At 63.4% G+C, this 14492-nt stretch carries 24 protein-coding genes; all 24 read left to right on the forward strand.

Translation table 11 applies throughout. From position 1 onward, the window contains the following. Positions 1-202 precede the first annotated feature (202 nt). Positions 203-1396: an elongation factor Tu gene (tuf, locus tag SJY20_RS07505; protein WP_380786043.1), complete on the forward strand. Its 1194-nt coding sequence runs from the start codon at positions 203-205 to the stop codon at positions 1394-1396. A 259-nt stretch (positions 1397-1655) separates the two neighbouring features. Then, the gene (locus SJY20_RS07510) at positions 1656-2222 is read left to right on the forward strand and encodes a hypothetical protein (RefSeq protein ID WP_380786045.1); all 567 of its coding nucleotides are present in this window, start codon (positions 1656-1658) and stop codon (positions 2220-2222) included. A 159-nt stretch (positions 2223-2381) separates the two neighbouring features. Then, positions 2382-2690: a 30S ribosomal protein S10 gene (gene rpsJ / locus SJY20_RS07515; RefSeq protein WP_147082712.1), complete on the forward strand. Its 309-nt coding sequence runs from the start codon at positions 2382-2384 to the stop codon at positions 2688-2690. A 402-nt stretch (positions 2691-3092) separates the two neighbouring features. Next, a complete protein-coding gene (gene rplC / locus SJY20_RS07520) occupies positions 3093-3839 on the forward strand; it encodes a 50S ribosomal protein L3 (protein WP_380786047.1) in 747 nt (248 codons plus the stop codon). A 2-nt stretch (positions 3840-3841) separates the two neighbouring features. After that, positions 3842-4468 carry a 50S ribosomal protein L4 gene (gene rplD, locus SJY20_RS07525; RefSeq protein ID WP_380786048.1) on the forward strand — a complete coding sequence of 209 codons (627 nt, stop codon included), beginning with the start codon at positions 3842-3844 and terminating at the stop codon, positions 4466-4468. Continuing rightward, the gene (locus SJY20_RS07530) at positions 4461-4775 is read left to right on the forward strand and encodes a 50S ribosomal protein L23 (protein ID WP_332782669.1); all 315 of its coding nucleotides are present in this window, start codon (positions 4461-4463) and stop codon (positions 4773-4775) included. The genes rplD and SJY20_RS07530 overlap by 8 nt, the downstream gene beginning before the upstream one ends. Positions 4776-4779: 4 nt before the next feature. Beyond that, entirely contained in the window at positions 4780-5619 is an 840-nt protein-coding gene (gene rplB / locus SJY20_RS07535) for a 50S ribosomal protein L2 (protein ID WP_380786049.1), read from the forward strand. A gap of 1 nt (position 5620) precedes the next feature. Next, positions 5621-5896 (forward strand): 30S ribosomal protein S19, encoded by a 276-nt coding sequence (gene rpsS, locus SJY20_RS07540; protein ID WP_147082706.1) that lies wholly within the window; start codon positions 5621-5623, stop codon positions 5894-5896. Next, complete coding sequence (gene rplV, locus SJY20_RS07545) at positions 5896-6273, forward strand: 50S ribosomal protein L22 (protein WP_147082704.1); 378 nt, start codon at positions 5896-5898, stop codon at positions 6271-6273. The genes rpsS and rplV overlap by 1 nt, the downstream gene beginning before the upstream one ends. After that, entirely contained in the window at positions 6273-6980 is a 708-nt protein-coding gene (gene rpsC, locus SJY20_RS07550; protein WP_380786051.1) for a 30S ribosomal protein S3, read from the forward strand. Before rplV ends, rpsC begins: the two co-directional genes overlap by 1 nt. Positions 6981-6995: 15 nt before the next feature. Continuing rightward, positions 6996-7430: a 50S ribosomal protein L16 gene (gene rplP, locus SJY20_RS07555; RefSeq protein WP_380786052.1), complete on the forward strand. Its 435-nt coding sequence runs from the start codon at positions 6996-6998 to the stop codon at positions 7428-7430. 4 nt (positions 7431-7434) lie between these two features. Beyond that, on the forward strand, positions 7435-7641 hold the full coding sequence (gene rpmC / locus SJY20_RS07560) for a 50S ribosomal protein L29 (protein ID WP_147082697.1): 207 nt from the start codon (positions 7435-7437) through the stop codon (positions 7639-7641). Positions 7642-7651: 10 nt separating this feature from the next. Beyond that, positions 7652-7924 carry a 30S ribosomal protein S17 gene (rpsQ, locus tag SJY20_RS07565; protein WP_031393756.1) on the forward strand — a complete coding sequence of 91 codons (273 nt, stop codon included), beginning with the start codon at positions 7652-7654 and terminating at the stop codon, positions 7922-7924. 229 nt (positions 7925-8153) lie between these two features. Then, a complete protein-coding gene (rplN, locus tag SJY20_RS07570; protein ID WP_031393755.1) occupies positions 8154-8522 on the forward strand; it encodes a 50S ribosomal protein L14 in 369 nt (122 codons plus the stop codon). After that, positions 8522-8839, forward strand: a complete 318-nt coding sequence (gene rplX / locus SJY20_RS07575; protein WP_380786053.1) for a 50S ribosomal protein L24 — start codon at positions 8522-8524, stop codon at positions 8837-8839. The genes rplN and rplX overlap by 1 nt, the downstream gene beginning before the upstream one ends. After that, a complete protein-coding gene (gene rplE, locus SJY20_RS07580; protein WP_380786054.1) occupies positions 8832-9455 on the forward strand; it encodes a 50S ribosomal protein L5 in 624 nt (207 codons plus the stop codon). The genes rplX and rplE overlap by 8 nt, the downstream gene beginning before the upstream one ends. Before the next feature lie 154 nt (positions 9456-9609). Beyond that, on the forward strand, positions 9610-9915 hold the full coding sequence (gene rpsN / locus SJY20_RS07585; protein WP_380786056.1) for a 30S ribosomal protein S14: 306 nt from the start codon (positions 9610-9612) through the stop codon (positions 9913-9915). A gap of 9 nt (positions 9916-9924) precedes the next feature. Beyond that, positions 9925-10320: a 30S ribosomal protein S8 gene (gene rpsH, locus SJY20_RS07590; RefSeq protein ID WP_380786057.1), complete on the forward strand. Its 396-nt coding sequence runs from the start codon at positions 9925-9927 to the stop codon at positions 10318-10320. Continuing rightward, positions 10320-10853 carry a 50S ribosomal protein L6 gene (gene rplF / locus SJY20_RS07595; RefSeq protein WP_380786058.1) on the forward strand — a complete coding sequence of 178 codons (534 nt, stop codon included), beginning with the start codon at positions 10320-10322 and terminating at the stop codon, positions 10851-10853. Before rpsH ends, rplF begins: the two co-directional genes overlap by 1 nt. Then, positions 10853-11209: a 50S ribosomal protein L18 gene (rplR, locus tag SJY20_RS07600; RefSeq protein WP_131585872.1), complete on the forward strand. Its 357-nt coding sequence runs from the start codon at positions 10853-10855 to the stop codon at positions 11207-11209. Before rplF ends, rplR begins: the two co-directional genes overlap by 1 nt. A 3-nt stretch (positions 11210-11212) precedes the next feature. Further along, positions 11213-12022: a 30S ribosomal protein S5 gene (gene rpsE / locus SJY20_RS07605; protein WP_380786060.1), complete on the forward strand. Its 810-nt coding sequence runs from the start codon at positions 11213-11215 to the stop codon at positions 12020-12022. Between the two features lie 6 nt (positions 12023-12028). Continuing rightward, positions 12029-12205 carry a 50S ribosomal protein L30 gene (gene rpmD / locus SJY20_RS07610; RefSeq protein WP_147082682.1) on the forward strand — a complete coding sequence of 59 codons (177 nt, stop codon included), beginning with the start codon at positions 12029-12031 and terminating at the stop codon, positions 12203-12205. 179 nt (positions 12206-12384) lie between these two features. Then, on the forward strand, positions 12385-12927 hold the full coding sequence (rplO, locus tag SJY20_RS07615) for a 50S ribosomal protein L15 (RefSeq protein WP_380786061.1): 543 nt from the start codon (positions 12385-12387) through the stop codon (positions 12925-12927). Positions 12928-13085: 158 nt separating this feature from the next. Continuing rightward, on the forward strand, positions 13086-14450 hold the full coding sequence (gene secY / locus SJY20_RS07620; RefSeq protein WP_380786063.1) for a preprotein translocase subunit SecY: 1365 nt from the start codon (positions 13086-13088) through the stop codon (positions 14448-14450). Positions 14451-14492: the final 42 nt, after the last annotated feature.

The raw sequence follows: 14492 nt of genomic DNA on the forward strand, positions 1-14492 counted from the left end.
CACCGAGCCAAGTTCGCTTGGCTCGGAGACGCTGAAGGGCCGGCCGGCTGCGGGCTTCCCCGAGGTCCGACGACGCGGAATTTACTTCCGCGTCGACCCGTCCGCAGGGCAGGGGGCTGGCGCAACTGAAATTGAGCCGCTACAGGGCCGCGTTCGCGTGGCCCCCGGTGGCACCGGAATTCGAATCAGAAGGTAGGAAATCATGGCCAAGGCAAAATTTGAGCGGAACAAGCCGCATCTCAACATCGGCACCATCGGTCACGTCGACCATGGCAAGACGTCGCTGACCGCAGCGATCACGAAGGTCCTCGCCGAGACCGGTGGCGCCACGTTCACCAGCTATGCGAACATCGACAAGGCTCCCGAGGAGCGCGAGCGCGGCATCACGATCTCGACCGCACACGTCGAGTACGAGACGACCGCACGCCACTACGCGCACGTCGATTGCCCGGGCCACGCCGATTATGTGAAGAACATGATCACCGGTGCAGCCCAGATGGACGGCGCGATCCTGGTCGTGTCCGCGACCGACGGTCCTATGCCGCAGACCCGCGAGCACATCCTGCTCGCACGCCAGGTCGGCGTGCCGACGATGGTCGTGTTCATGAACAAGGTCGATCTCGTCGACGACGAGGAAATCCTCGAGCTGGTCGAGATGGAAATCCGCGAGCTGCTCTCGAAGTATGACTTCGACGGCGACAACATCCCCGTCATCCGCGGTTCGGCTGTTGCAGCCCTGAACGACGTCACGCCCGAGATCGGCCATGACGCCGTTCTGAAGCTGATGGAAGCCGTCGACACGTTCCTGCCGCAGCCGGAGCGTCCGCTCGACAAGCCGTTCATGATGCCGATCGAGGACGTGTTCTCGATCTCGGGTCGCGGCACGGTCGTCACCGGCCGCGTCGAGACCGGCGTTGTGAAGGTCGGCGAGGAAGTCGAGATCGTCGGCATCCACCCGGCGGTCCGCAAGACCACGGTCACGGGCGTCGAGATGTTCCGCAAGCTGCTCGACTCGGGCCAGGCTGGCGACAACATCGGCGCGCTGATCCGCGGCGTTGGTCGTGAAGAAGTCGAGCGTGGCCAGGTTCTCTGCAAGCCCGGCTCGATCAAGCCGCACACCGACTTCGCATCGGAAGTCTACGTGCTGTCGAAGGACGAGGGTGGCCGTCACACGCCGTTCTTCGCCAACTACCGCCCGCAGTTCTACTTCCGCACCACGGACGTCACCGGCACCGTCGAGCTGCCTGAGGGCACCGAGATGGTCATGCCAGGCGACAACGTCGCACTCGGCATCAAGCTGATCGCACCGATCGCCATGGACGTGGGCCAGCGCTTCACGATCCGCGAAGGCGGCCGTACGGTTGGTTCGGGTATCGTCAGCGGTATCTCGAAGTAATCTTCCACGCCTTCGGGCGTCGAACGAAAGAGCCCGGCTTCTCGCAAGATAGGCCGGGTTTTTTTGCGTCTGGGCGCGGCGGGGCGGATAGGCTCGCGAACTGGTCACCCAAGCCTCCGCGATCGATCATGCAGCGTCGCCTAGCCGCATGGGGGCGCACAATATGTTAACCTAGGGATGACCAACCTGGATCATTAACGCACGATATCGTGTTAGCTTAGAGACGATGACGGGCTTTCACCGCCAGGGGGCACGACCGATGTTCGATTTCCAGCTTGAACCCGAGATACCGTTGCTGACGGTCACGCGCTCCGGGTCGTGGTCGGTCGACACGATGATGGCCTATGAACCGCTCCTGCGCCGCGAGCTCGCCCTGCTGGAGATATCGGGTCGCCCGCGGTGCTGCATCCTCGATATTCGCTCGACCACGGCGCCGGCGCATGATGTCGGTGCCGCACTGAGGGCGATGGTCGCGCGCCTCGGCCACCTGCGGCCGGACCGGATCGCGGTGGTATCGTCGTCTGGTATTCGCGAGCTACGGGCGCAGCGCACGGCTAGTCCCGACTACCGGATCTTCGCGTCGATGCGACTCGCCCGCGAATGGATCACGGAAGCGTCCGCCATGCGGTTGGGCACGACCATCCACGACCAGCCAAGCAGGGTGGAGCCCGAGGGCCTCACCGTGCATGTCCGCGGCCCGTCGAACGTCGACATCATCCTGACGCCGGCCGCTGCGCTGGAAACCGCCAAGCGCATGGGTGATGCGGCAGTGGACGTTATCCTGGAAAGCGTAAAGCTCGTTTCGGGACCTCAGGTCGCGGCATAGGACTCCGGCCGGGGAGGGCGGCGCGGCCGTACTACGCCGCGAAAATCACCCACCCCCGGTTGCATTCCCCCGCGGCCTCCCGTACAGGCCCGCCTTCGGTTTGAACATCAATCAGCAAGAGCCCTGAAACGGGCCCGCTCTTTCGCATCGGTAGGGACTATGGACAGCAATATCCGCATTCGTCTGAAGGCGTTCGATCATCGCGTGCTTGATCAGGCCACTGGCGACATCGCCGACACCGCCCGCCGCACCGGCGCGCTCATCCGTGGTCCCATCCCGTTGCCGACGCGCATCGAGAAATTCACGGTTCTGCGCGGTCCTCACGTCGACAAGAAGTCACGCGAGCAGTTCGAGGTTCGGACCTACAAGCGCATGCTCGACATCGTGCAGCCGACCCCGCAGACGGTGGACGCGCTGATGAAGCTCGACCTCGCCGCTGGCGTTGACGTAGAGATCAAGCTCGCCTGAGCGAGTTTGCCTTTAGCCCCCGCGAAGGCGGGGGTGGCCTGTTGACGTAGTCAACGGGCTGGCTTAAGGGCCTCGCTTCCCCGGCGGGTTATCTCGCCGGGTTCGTGTTCCCGCGGAGGCGGGGATCCAGTTCGGAACCGGCTTCGGCCAGCGTCCGACTGAAAAAGAGATACCGCTGGTGGCTTGCTACCGGGTCTGCGTCTCCCGTTTCGTCCGGTTCGCCGGATCCCAGCCCGGGACGGGGGCTCGCATCGCATATTCCGGGCTGGAAGGGGCACCATCGAGGCATTCGCTTCGGTGGCGTTTCGTATTTGGCGCCTTGTCGTGGTTGATCCGCGGCGGGTGCCGCAAGCCCCCGGAGAATCGTCTCGCGGGGGCCTCTGTCGAGGAAGGGACAAGATCATGCGTACTGGCGTGATCGCGAAGAAGATGGGGATGACCCGCCTGTTCCAGGACGATGGTCGGCATGTGCCGGTCACGGTTCTGGCACTCGAAGGCAATCAGGTCATTTCCGTTCGCGAAATGGATCGTGACGGCTACACCGCCGTCCAGCTTGGTGCAGGTGTCGCCAAGTCGAAGAATGTCGCAAAGCCGCAGCGCGGCCATTTCGGCAAGGCCGAAGTGGAGCCCAAGGCTGTCGTCCATGAGTTCCGCGTGAACGCTGACGGCCTGCTCGACGTTGGTGCCGAGATTTCGGCAGACCATTATGTCGCAGGCCAGATCGTCGATATCCAGGGCCGGACCCAGGGTAAGGGCTTCCAGGGCGGCATGAAGCGTTGGGGCTTCGGCGGTCTGCGCGCGACCCACGGCGTCTCGGTCTCGCACCGTTCGCTCGGTTCGACCGGTCAGCGCCAGGATCCCGGCAAGGTCTTCAAGAACAAGAAGATGGCCGGCCACATGGGCGACAAGTATCGCACCCAGCAGAACCTCGAGATCGTATCGACCGACGTCGAGCGTGGTCTCCTGTTCGTCAAGGGTTCGGTTCCTGGCTCCAAGGGCGGCTGGCTCTTCGTCAAGGACTCGGTGAAGGTCGCGCGCCACGCCGACGCACCGTTCCCCGCCGGTCTCAAGACCACCAACAGCAACACTGCAGCAGATACGCCGGCCGAAACGACCGACGCACCCGCAGCCGACGGCCAGGAGGGCTGAACGTGAAGGTCAAGATTTCATCCTTCGCCGGTACTGACGCAGCGGACATCGAGCTCAACGACGAGGTCTTCGGCCTCGACCCGCGCGCCGACATCCTGCACCGCGTCGTCACCTGGCAGCTCGAGAAGCGTCGCGAGACGGCTCGTGGCACCCGCGAGCGTGCAGACGTTGCCCGCACCGGCAAGAAGTTCGGTCGCCAGAAGGGCGGCGGTACCGCCCGTCACGGCGATCGCCGCGCTCCGGTGTTCATCGGTGGTGGTAAGGCACACGGCGCCCGCGTCCGCGACTTCAACCCTGGCCTGAACAAGAAGGTTCGCGCGCTCGGTCTGAAGATGGCGCTGTCGAGCCATGCCAAGGCTGGTACGCTGTTCGTCATGGACAGCCTGGTCGTCGAAGGCGGCAAGACCAAGACCCTGCTCGGCGATCTCGCCAAGCTCGGTTTCGGCAAGCGCGCATTGGTGATCGACGGCGACATGGTCGAGACGAGCTTCGCGTTCGCCGCCGGCAACCTGTTCGAAGTGGACGTGATGCCGGCTGCCGGTGCCAACGTCTACGACATCCTGAAGCATGACACGCTGGTGCTGACCCGCGCCGCTGTCGAAAAGCTGGAGGCGCGCTTCCATGGCTAAGAAGCAGAACGGCACGATCGATAACCGTCACTACGACGTTATCCTCGCGCCGCACATCACCGAGAAGACGACGACTCTGTCGGAGCACAACGCGGTGGTGTTCAAGGTGTCCAACGACGCCACGAAGCCCGAGATCAAGGCCGCTGTGGAAGCGCTGTTCGACGTCAACGTCGTCGGCGTCAACACGCTGGTCCAGAAGGGCAAGACCAAGAAGTGGAAGGGCACGAACTATTCGCGCTCGGACATGAAAAAGGCAATCGTGACGTTGAAGGACGGTCAGTCCATCGACGTGACGACGGGGATCTGAGGCCATGGCACTCAAGCATTATAATCCGACATCGCCGGCACGCCGCGGTCTCATCCTGGTCGACAAGTCGTCGCTCTGGAAGGGCAAGCCCGTAAAGGCGCTGACCGAAGGCAAGCACAAGACCGGCGGTCGTAACAACAAGGGCCATGTGACCTCGCGCGGTATCGCCGGCGGTCACAAGCAGAAGTACCGTTACATCGACTTCAAGCGTCGCAAGTGGGACGTCGAGGGCATCGTCGAGCGGATCGAGTATGATCCCAACCGCACCGCGTTCATTGCCCTGGTCAAGTACCCGGACGAAGAGCTTGCCTACATCCTGGCGCCGCAGCGTCTGGCCGTCGGCGACAAGGTCCTCGCGGCCAAGAAGACCGACGTGAAGCCAGGCAATGCCATGGAACTCGGTCAGATGCCGGTCGGCACCATCGTCCACAACGTGGAGATGAAGCCGATGAAGGGTGGCCAGATCGCCCGTTCGGCCGGCACGTACGTGCAGGTCGTCGGTCGCGACAAGGGCATGGTGATGGTCCGCCTGAACTCGGGCGAGCAGCGCTACATCCGCAGCGATTGCATGGCGACGGTTGGCGCGGTCTCGAACCCCGACAACCAGAACCAGAACCTGGGCAAGGCAGGGCGTTCGCGCTGGCTTGGTATTCGTCCGCTTACCCGCGGCGTCGCCAAGAACCCGGTCGACCATCCGCACGGCGGTGGTGAAGGCCGTACCTCGGGTGGCCGTCATCCGGTCACGCCTTGGGGCAAGCCGACGAAGGGTGCGCGCACGCGTCATAACAAGTCGACCGACAAGATGATCATCCGGTCGCGTCACTCGACGAAGAGGAAGGGCTAACATGGCTCGTTCAGTCTGGAAGGGCCCTTTCGTGGACCTTCATCTGCTCAAGAAGGCAGAAACCGCCCAGGACACCAACGCGCGTTCGCCGATCAAGACCTGGTCGCGCCGCTCGACGATCCTGCCGTCGTTCGTGGGCCTCACGTTCAACGTGTACAACGGCCGCAAGTTCGTTCCCGTCTCGGTGAACGAAGACATGGTCGGCATGAAGCTCGGTGAATTCGCGCCCACGCGCTACTTCCCGGGTCACGCCGCCGACAAGAAGGGCAAGCGCTGATGTCTAAGCAGGCAGCACCCCGCAAGGTCGCCGACAACGAGGCGCTCTCGGTCGGCACCCAGATCCGCGGTTCCGCGCAGAAGCTCGGCCTTGTCGCCGCGCTCATCCGCGGCAAGAAGGTCGGCGATGCGATGAACATCCTCGCCTTCTCGACCAAGGGTATGGCGATCGAAGCTCGCAAGGTTCTGGCTTCGGCCATCGCCAACGCTGAGAACAACCACAACCTCGACGTCGACGCACTCGTCGTCGCCGAGGCTTCGGTCGGCAAATCGATCACGATGAAGCGCTTCGCGACCCGTGGTCGCGGCAAGTCGACGCGCATCCTCAAGCCGTTCTCGCGGCTGCGGATCGTCGTTCGCGAGCAGGAAGAAGCATAATGGGTCAGAAGAGCAACCCCATCGGTCTGCGTCTGCAGATCAACCGTACCTGGGACAGCCGCTGGTACGCCGAAGGCGCCGACTATGGTCGGCTCCTGCTCGAGGATCTCAAGATCCGCGCGTTCATCTTCAAGACGCTGCCGCAGGCCGCGATCTCGAAGGTCGTGATCGAGCGTCCGGCCAAGCTCGCACGCATCTCCATCTTCGCTGCACGCCCCGGCGTGATCATCGGCAAGAAGGGTGCGGACATCGAGAAGCTGCGGTCGACGATCGGCAAGATGACGTCCTCGACGGTCTCGCTGAACATCGTCGAAATCCGCAAGCCGGAAGTCGATGCCAAGCTGGTTGCGCAGGGCATCGCCGACCAGCTCGAGCGTCGTATCGCCTTCCGTCGCGCCATGAAGCGTGCGGTTCAGTCGGCGATGCGTCTGGGTGCCGAAGGCATCCGCGTGGGTTGCGGTGGTCGTCTTGGCGGCGCCGAGATCGCACGGTCGGAATCGTACCGTGAGGGCCGCGTTCCGCTGCACACGTTGCGCGCGAACATCGATTATGCCGAAGCCACGGCGCACACGTCTTACGGCGTTTGCGGCGTCAAGGTCTGGGTCTTCAAGGGCGAGATCCTCGGCAACGATCCCACGTCGTATGACCGGATCATGATGGAGGCTCAGACCTCCGGCGTGCGTCCGCAGCGCGACGATCGTCGCTAAGGGTCAGGAACAGACATGCTGCAACCAAAAAAGACCAAGTTCCGGAAGGCCTTCAAGGGCAAGATTTCCGGCGACGCGAAGAGCGGCTTCTCTCTCAACTTCGGCTCGTACGGGCTGAAGGCGATGGAGCCGGATCGGATCACCGCGCGTCAGATCGAGGCGGCTCGCCGCGCGATCACGCGTCACATCAAGCGCCAGGGGCGTTTGTGGATCCGCATCTTCCCGGACCTTCCGGTCTCGTCGAAGCCTGCCGAAGTCCGCATGGGCTCGGGCAAGGGTGCCCCGGAATTCTGGGCCGCCCGCGTCAAGCCGGGTCGGATCCTGTTCGAGCTCGACGGTGTCGAGGGCAAGATCGCCGCAGAGGCGTTCGAGCGGGCGGCCATGAAGCTGCCGATCAAGGTAAAGGTCGTTGCCCGTCTGGGTGACACCTCGCATCTGGGAGGCGAGTAAGATCATGGCTCGTATCGACGACATGAAGACCAAGAGCGACGACCAGCTGTCGGAATCGCTCGGCGAGCTGAAGCGCGAGCAGTTCAACCTCCGCTTCCAGGCGGCGACGAACCAGCTCGAAAAGCCCAGCCGCGTTCGTGAAGTCCGTCGCGACATCGCGCGGATCAAGACCCTGCAGTCGCAGCGCACCAGCGCCGCGGCCGCGAAGTAAGGAACACATCATGCCGAAGCGCGTGCTGACCGGTCTGGTCGTGTCCGACAAGGGCGACAAGACGGTGGTCGTGAACGTCGAGCGTAAGGTGAAGCACCCGCTCTACGGGAAGATCATCCGTCGCTCGAAGAAGTATCATGCTCATGACGAGAGCAACGAGTTCAAGCAGGGCGAGACCGTGCGGATCGAAGAGACCGCACCGATCTCCAAGCTGAAGACCTGGAAGGTGATCGAGCGGGTCAACACCCACGCGACGCCGGAGCGGGCTTCCGCCGAGGGGTAACCCTGCTGCCGTCATCCTGACGAACGTCAGGATCCAGAGCCAAGGGCGTAACGCTCGTGGCCCTGGGTCCTGGCTTCCGCCAGAATGACGGAACGAAGAGGGACGCTTGCGTCCCATCGCTGGGGCGGCTACAGGGCCGCTCCCCCCGGTGCGGTTTATCCGCGCCGGGGTGATTTTTTAGGCGGGGTCCGGTCGGAATCGGCCCCAAAGAGAGAAGGGATACGGATCCATGATCCAGATGCAGTCCAATCTCGACGTCGCTGACAACAGTGGCGCGAAGCGGGTGCAGTGCATCAAGGTGCTTGGAGGTTCCAAGCGTCGTGTTGCAGGTGTCGGCGACATCATCGTCGTCTCCATCAAGGAAGCGCAGCCGCGCGGCCGCGTGAAGAAGGGCGACGTTCACCGCGCCGTCATCGTCCGCACCGCCAAGGACATCCGTCGCGCAGACGGCACGGTCATCCGCTTCGACGGCAACGCCGCGGTGCTGGTCAACAAGAACGAGGAGCCGATCGGCACCCGTATCTTTGGCCCAGTCGTTCGCGAACTGCGTGGCAAGAAGCACATGAAGATCATCAGCCTCGCGCCGGAGGTGCTGTAATGGCGTCCGCTCGTATCAAGAAGGGTGACAAGGTCATCATCCTGTCCGGCAAGGACAAGGGCAAGACCGGCGAAGTCACCATGTCGATGCCGAAGGCCGACAAGGTCGTCGTTGCAGGCGTGAACATCGCTGTTCGCCACACCAAGCCGACCCAGGGCGACCCGCAGGGTGGCCTGGTCCGCAAGGAAGCGCCGATGCACGTTTCGAAGGTCGCGCACGTGACCGCCGACGGCAAGCCGACCCGCGTCCGCTTCGAGGAGCAGGACGGCAAGAAGGTCCGTGTCGCGGTCAAGACCGGGGAGAAGATCAATGGTTGATCAGAACACTGGAGCCGAGAGCACCGGTACCGAGGTCGTCTACACGCCGCGCATGCGCAAGCTGTACGACGAGACGATCATCAAGGCGATGACCGAGAAGTTCGGCTACAAGAACGTCATGGAGATCCCTCGGCTCGACAAGATCGTGCTGAACATGGGCGTTGGCGAGGCTACCCAGGACAAGAAGAAGGTCGACCAGGCCGCTTCTGAAATGGAGCTGATCGCCGGCCAGAAGCCCGTCATCACCAAGGCGAAGAAGTCGATCGCGCAGTTCAAGCTGCGTGAGGGCATGCCGATCGGCGTGAAGGTCACCCTTCGCCGCGAGCGCATGTACGAATTCCTCGACCGCTTCATCACGATCGCTCTTCCCCGCGTCCGCGATTTTCGCGGGCTCAACCCGAAGAGCTTCGATGGCCGTGGCAACTATGCCTGCGGCCTGAAGGAGCAGATCGTGTTCCCAGAAATCAGCTATGACCGGGTCGACAAGGTCCGCGGCATGGATGTGATCGTGACGACGACGGCCAAGACCGACGACGAGGCGCGCGAGCTGCTCCGTCTGTTCGGCTTCCCGTTCCCGATCGAAGACGACGCTGCCGACGAGAAGAAGGCAGCGTAACCAACTCCCTCTCCCCTCGGGGAGAGGGCAGGGGAGAGGGGGAGTGAGTCTCCCTTTCCCTACGTAGAGAAACGAGGCGCAGTCCTGGATTGCCCCTCACCCAACCCGCTCTCCGGAGCGGGGAGGGACCAGAAGAAAGAAAGAACTTAAGTCGATGGCGAAACTGAGTTCAGTCAACAAGAACGAGCGTCGCAAGGCGTTGGTCAAGCAGTATGCTCCGAAGTTTGCGGCGCTGAAGGCGATGGCCAAGGACAAGACCCTCGATGACGGCGAGCGCCTGATGGCCCGCCTCAAGATGTCGGCTCTGCCGCGCAACGCGAACCCCACCCGCATCCGTAACCGGTGCGAGCTGACCGGGCGTTCGCGCTCCTATTACCGCAAGTTCCGGCTCTCGCGGATCATGCTGCGCGATCTGGCCAACAAGGGCCTGATCCCCGGCGTCACGAAGTCGAGCTGGTAAGGACATATCATGGCAGTGACCGATCCCCTGGGTGACCTGCTCACCCGCATCCGCAATGGCCAGCGCGCGAAGAAGGACTCCGTCCTTTCGCCCGCGTCGAAGCTGCGCGTCCGCGTGCTCGACGTGTTGCAGCGTGAAGGCTATATCCGTGGCTATAGCGACGAGCAGATGGGCCCCGCAGCGGGCATCCGCATCGAGCTGAAGTATTTCGAGGGCCAGCCTGCGATCAAGCATGTCGCGCGCGTCTCGAAGCCCGGCCGCCGCGTCTATTCCGGTTCGCAGGAACTTCCCCGCGTCCGCAACGGCCTCGGCATCACCATCGTCTCGACGCCCCGCGGCGTGCTTTCGGATTCCGAAGCACGCGAGCAGAACGTCGGCGGCGAAATCCTCGCAGAGGTGTTCTGATGAGCCGCATTGGTAAGAAGCCGGTCACCGTACCGGCGGGCGTCACGCCCACGATCGATGGCAAGCAGCTGACCGTGAAGGGCCCCAAGGGTACCCTCGTGATGCCGCTGCGCGAAGAGATCAGCTACACGCTCGAGGACGGCGGCATTTCGGTGCAGCCGGCCAACGACACCAAGCGTGCTCGCGCGTTCTGGGGCATGCAGCGTACGCTGGTGCAGAACCTGATCACCGGTGTGTCGGATGGCTTCACCAAGAAGCTCCTGATCAACGGCGTCGGCTACCGTGCCGCAGCGCAGGGGCGAAACCTGAAGCTCCAGCTCGGCTACAGCCACGACGTCAACATCAACGTGCCCGAGGGCATCGAGGTGAAGACGCCGGACAACACGACGATCGAGATCTCGGGTTCGGACAAGCAGATGGTTGGCCAGCTGGCCGCGGAAATTCGTCAGTGGCGCAAGCCTGAGCCTTACAAGGGCAAGGGTATCAAGTACGACGGCGAGTTCATCTTCCGCAAGGAAGGGAAGAAGAAGTAATGACCAAGGGACTTTCTCTTTTCGCCAAGCGGCGCCGCCGCAACCGTACCGCGCTTCGCGCTCGCGCTGGCAGCCGTCCTCGGCTGTCCGTGCATCGCTCGGGCAAGCACATCTACGCCCAGGTGATCGACGATGCCGCCGGCACGACGGTCGCATCGGCTTCGACGCTGGAAAAGGACGTGCGCGGCACGTCGGGCGCCAACATCGACGCGGCGACTTCGGTCGGCAAGCGCGTCGCCGAGGCTGCCAAGGCGGCGGGCGTGACCCAGGTCGTGTTCGATCGCGGTGGCTTCCTCTACCATGGTCGCGTGAAGGCTCTTGCCGACGCCGCGCGCGAAGCCGGATTGGAGTTCTAAGACATGGCTGACGAAAACAACACGCCGGCCGCAGCTCCGGCAACTGTCGCTCCCGAGACGACCGCGCAGGACGTCACGCAGCAGGCAGCTCCTCAGCAGAGCACCGGTTATCAGGGCGGCGGCGGTGGTCGTGGTCGTCCCGGTGGCGGCGGCGGCGGTGGTCGCGGCGGCCCTGGCGGCAATCGCGGCGGCGGTGGCCCTGGTGGCAACCGTGGCGGTCGTGACGGCGGTCGCGGTGGCCCCGGCGGCAACCGTGGCGGTCGTCCCGGCAGCGATGACGGTGGCGAAGAGCTGATCGAGAAGCTGGTGCACATCAACCGCGTCTCGAAGACGGTCAAGGGCGGTAAGCGCTTCGGTTTCGCAGCGCTGGTCGTCGTCGGCGACGGCAAGGGTCGTGCAGGCTTCGGTCATGGCAAGGCACGCGAAGTGCCGGAAGCCATTTCGAAGGCTACGGCTGCTGCCAAGAAGAAGATGGTTCGCGTTCCGTTGAAGGATGGTCGCACGCTGCATCACGACGGCAACGGTCACTTCGGTGCCGGTCGCGTGACGCTGCGGTCGGCGCCTCAGGGTACCGGCATCATCGCCGGTGGCCCGATGCGCGCCGTCTTCGAGTCGCTGGGCGTTGCGGACGTTGTGACCAAGTCGGTCGGTACGTCGAACCCCTACAACATGATCCGCGCCACGTTCGAGGCCCTTGGCGAGCAGACCTCGCCCAAGGCCGTCGCACAGCGTCGCGGCAAGAAGATCGCCGACCTGCTCGGCCACGGTGGGTCGAAGACCGCCGAGGCTGATGCAGCCGCGATCACGGAGTAAGATCAGATGGCAACCATCAAGATCACGCAGACCGGTTCGCCGATCCGCCGCGAGAAGGACCAGCGCGCAACGCTGATCGGTCTCGGTCTGAACAAGATGCATCGTACCAGCGAGCTTCAGGATTCTCCTGAAGTCCGCGGCATGATCCGCAAGGTTCAGCACATGGTGTCGGTCGAGGGCTGAGCTTTTTCTGTTTTCCTGCGAACGCAGGAACCCAGGATCACAAACGACCGCCATGGTAACCCTGGGCTCCTGCCTTCGCAGGAACGTAAGGGACACTAGTGACAAACACGGGGAAGGGGGCTAACGGCCCCCTTCTTCTTTCTATCAGCGCGACAAAAGCGAAAGCGAGTGCAACAGCCATGAAACTCAACGAACTCCGCGACAACCAGGGTGCCCGTAAGTCCAAGATGCGCGTCGGACGCGGCATCGGCTCGGGCAAGGGAAAGACCGGCGGCCGCGGCCAGAAGGGCCAGAAGAGCCGCGAGGGCGTGTCCATCGCCGGCTTCGAAGGCGGCCAGATGCCGCTCCACATGCGTCTGCCTAAGCGCGGCTTCAACAACATCTTCCGCAAGGACTTCGCCGAGGTCAACCTCGGTGCGATCCAGCTCGCGGTCGACGCCGGCAAGATCGAAGCCAACGCAACGCTCGACCACGACGCGCTGAAGGCCGCTGGCCTGGCACGCGGCGGCAAGGACGGCGTGCGCCTGCTCGGCAAGGGCGAGCTGACCACGGTCCTCACCTTCACCGTCAACGGCGCGTCCAAGGGCGCGATCGAAGCGGTCGAGAAGGCCGGCGGCAAGGTTGACGTGATCGAATATATCGATCCGGCTACCAAGGCTGCTGCCAAGAAGGGCGTGAAGTACAAGGAGCGCCAGGCGCACAAGGCGTCGTTCAAGGCGTAACTTATGTGTCCCCGCGAAGGCGGGGACCCAGACTGGGCCCCCGCCTTCGCGGGGGAACAATTTCTGGGAAAGTTAGACAAGCCCGCTTGGGCGCCTATATGAGCGGCGGGGGCGTAACAACGCATCCCGCCGTTCTTGTTTCCAGGATATCTTGACGCATGGCATCCGCAGCCGACCAGATGGCGCAAAGCATCAGCCTTTCGAAATTCGCGAAGGCGACCGACCTCAAGAAGCGTCTGTGGTTCACGATCGGTGCGCTGATCGTGTTCCGCTTGCTCAGCTACGTGCCGCTGCCGGGGATCGACCCGACCGCGCTCGGCGTGCTGGGGCAACAGACTCAGGGCGGCGTCCTCGACTTCTTCAACACCTTCTCGGGCGGTTCGCTCAGCCGGATGTCGCTGATCGCGCTCGGCGTGATGCCCTACATCACCGCCTCGATCGTGGTGCAGCTTGCGACCTCGCTGAGCCCTACGCTCGCCGCGATCAAGAAGGACGGCGAATCGGGCCGCAAGCGCCTGAACCAGTACACCCGCTACGGCACCGTCGGACTGACCGCGGTGCAGGGCTATTTCATCGCCGTCGGCCTCGAGACGCTCGGCGCCAACGCCGGTGTCCAGGCGGTGATCGAACCCGGCATGCTGTTCCGCATGACCGCGGTCGTCAGCCTGATCGGCGGCACGATGTTCCTGATGTGGCTGGGTGAGCAGATCACCAGCCGCGGCATCGGCAACGGCGTCTCGCTGATCATCATGGCCGGCATCGTCGCACATCTGCCGACCACGCTGGTCAACCTGCTCGAAGGCGGTCGCTCCGGCAGCCTTGATCCGATCAAGCTGATCGGCATCGTGATCGCCGTCGTCCTGCTGATCCTGTTCATCTGCTTCATGGAGCGCGCCCAACGCCGCATCCTGATCCAGTATCCCAAGCGCCAGACCCAACGCGGGATGCAGGCCGATCGCAGCCATTTGCCGCTCAAGATCAACACCGCCGGCGTGATCCCACCGATCTTCGCGTCGTCGCTGCTGCTGATGCCGCTGACGATCACGCAGTTCGCGGGCAAGTATGCCGCCGGGCAGAGCAAGTGGGGCGATTTCATCATCACCCTCAACCAGTACCTCCAGCACGGTTCTCCGGTGTATATGCTGCTGTACGGCGCGGGCATCGTGTTCTTTTCGTTCTTCTACACTGCCGTCGTCTTCAATCCGGAAGAGACCGCGGACAATCTGAAGCGGCATGGCGGGTTCATCCCCGGCATCCGTCCGGGCAAGAACACCGAGAATTATTTCGATTACGTGCTGACGCGCATCACCGTGATCGGTGCGGCGTACCTGACCATCATCTGTCTGTTGCCGGAATATCTCGTCACCGCGCTGTCGATCCCGTTCTACCTCGGCGGGACTAGCCTCCTGATCGTGGTCAACGTAACGATGGACACGGTTACGCAGATCCAGTCGCACCTGCTGGCACACCAGTATGGCGACCTGATCAAGAAGGCGAAGCTGAAGGGCGGCCGCCTGCGCTGAGGCGCGACGGTCGATTTTAACTCCGCACGGACGAGGGAGTGC

Source organism: Sphingomonas sp. R86521 (genome assembly GCF_042466235.1).
Classification (GTDB): domain Bacteria; phylum Pseudomonadota; class Alphaproteobacteria; order Sphingomonadales; family Sphingomonadaceae; genus Sphingomonas.

What these genes read in the sequence shown, in the direction of transcription:
- rplF (WP_380786058.1), top strand. Translation starts at nt 10,320, where the DNA reads ATGAGCCGCATTGGTAAGAAGCCGGTCACCGTACCGGCGGGCGTCACG.
- rplP (WP_380786052.1), top strand. Translation starts at nt 6,996, where the DNA reads ATGCTGCAACCAAAAAAGACCAAGTTCCGGAAGGCCTTCAAGGGCAAG.
- rpsJ (WP_147082712.1), top strand. Translation starts at nt 2,382, where the DNA reads ATGGACAGCAATATCCGCATTCGTCTGAAGGCGTTCGATCATCGCGTG.
- secY (WP_380786063.1), top strand. Translation starts at nt 13,086, where the DNA reads ATGGCATCCGCAGCCGACCAGATGGCGCAAAGCATCAGCCTTTCGAAA.
- rplC (WP_380786047.1), top strand. Translation starts at nt 3,093, where the DNA reads ATGCGTACTGGCGTGATCGCGAAGAAGATGGGGATGACCCGCCTGTTC.
- rplV (WP_147082704.1), top strand. Translation starts at nt 5,896, where the DNA reads ATGTCTAAGCAGGCAGCACCCCGCAAGGTCGCCGACAACGAGGCGCTC.
- rplB (WP_380786049.1), top strand. Translation starts at nt 4,780, where the DNA reads ATGGCACTCAAGCATTATAATCCGACATCGCCGGCACGCCGCGGTCTC.
- rplE (WP_380786054.1), top strand. Translation starts at nt 8,832, where the DNA reads ATGGTTGATCAGAACACTGGAGCCGAGAGCACCGGTACCGAGGTCGTC.
- rpsS (WP_147082706.1), top strand. Translation starts at nt 5,621, where the DNA reads ATGGCTCGTTCAGTCTGGAAGGGCCCTTTCGTGGACCTTCATCTGCTC.
- rpsQ (WP_031393756.1), top strand. Translation starts at nt 7,652, where the DNA reads ATGCCGAAGCGCGTGCTGACCGGTCTGGTCGTGTCCGACAAGGGCGAC.
- rpmD (WP_147082682.1), top strand. Translation starts at nt 12,029, where the DNA reads ATGGCAACCATCAAGATCACGCAGACCGGTTCGCCGATCCGCCGCGAG.
- tuf (WP_380786043.1), top strand. Translation starts at nt 203, where the DNA reads ATGGCCAAGGCAAAATTTGAGCGGAACAAGCCGCATCTCAACATCGGC.
- rpmC (WP_147082697.1), top strand. Translation starts at nt 7,435, where the DNA reads ATGGCTCGTATCGACGACATGAAGACCAAGAGCGACGACCAGCTGTCG.
- rplR (WP_131585872.1), top strand. Translation starts at nt 10,853, where the DNA reads ATGACCAAGGGACTTTCTCTTTTCGCCAAGCGGCGCCGCCGCAACCGT.
- rpsE (WP_380786060.1), top strand. Translation starts at nt 11,213, where the DNA reads ATGGCTGACGAAAACAACACGCCGGCCGCAGCTCCGGCAACTGTCGCT.
- rplX (WP_380786053.1), top strand. Translation starts at nt 8,522, where the DNA reads ATGGCGTCCGCTCGTATCAAGAAGGGTGACAAGGTCATCATCCTGTCC.
- rplN (WP_031393755.1), top strand. Translation starts at nt 8,154, where the DNA reads ATGATCCAGATGCAGTCCAATCTCGACGTCGCTGACAACAGTGGCGCG.
- SJY20_RS07510 (WP_380786045.1), top strand. Translation starts at nt 1,656, where the DNA reads ATGTTCGATTTCCAGCTTGAACCCGAGATACCGTTGCTGACGGTCACG.
- rpsN (WP_380786056.1), top strand. Translation starts at nt 9,610, where the DNA reads ATGGCGAAACTGAGTTCAGTCAACAAGAACGAGCGTCGCAAGGCGTTG.
- rpsC (WP_380786051.1), top strand. Translation starts at nt 6,273, where the DNA reads ATGGGTCAGAAGAGCAACCCCATCGGTCTGCGTCTGCAGATCAACCGT.
- rplO (WP_380786061.1), top strand. Translation starts at nt 12,385, where the DNA reads ATGAAACTCAACGAACTCCGCGACAACCAGGGTGCCCGTAAGTCCAAG.
- rpsH (WP_380786057.1), top strand. Translation starts at nt 9,925, where the DNA reads ATGGCAGTGACCGATCCCCTGGGTGACCTGCTCACCCGCATCCGCAAT.
- SJY20_RS07530 (WP_332782669.1), top strand. Translation starts at nt 4,461, where the DNA reads ATGGCTAAGAAGCAGAACGGCACGATCGATAACCGTCACTACGACGTT.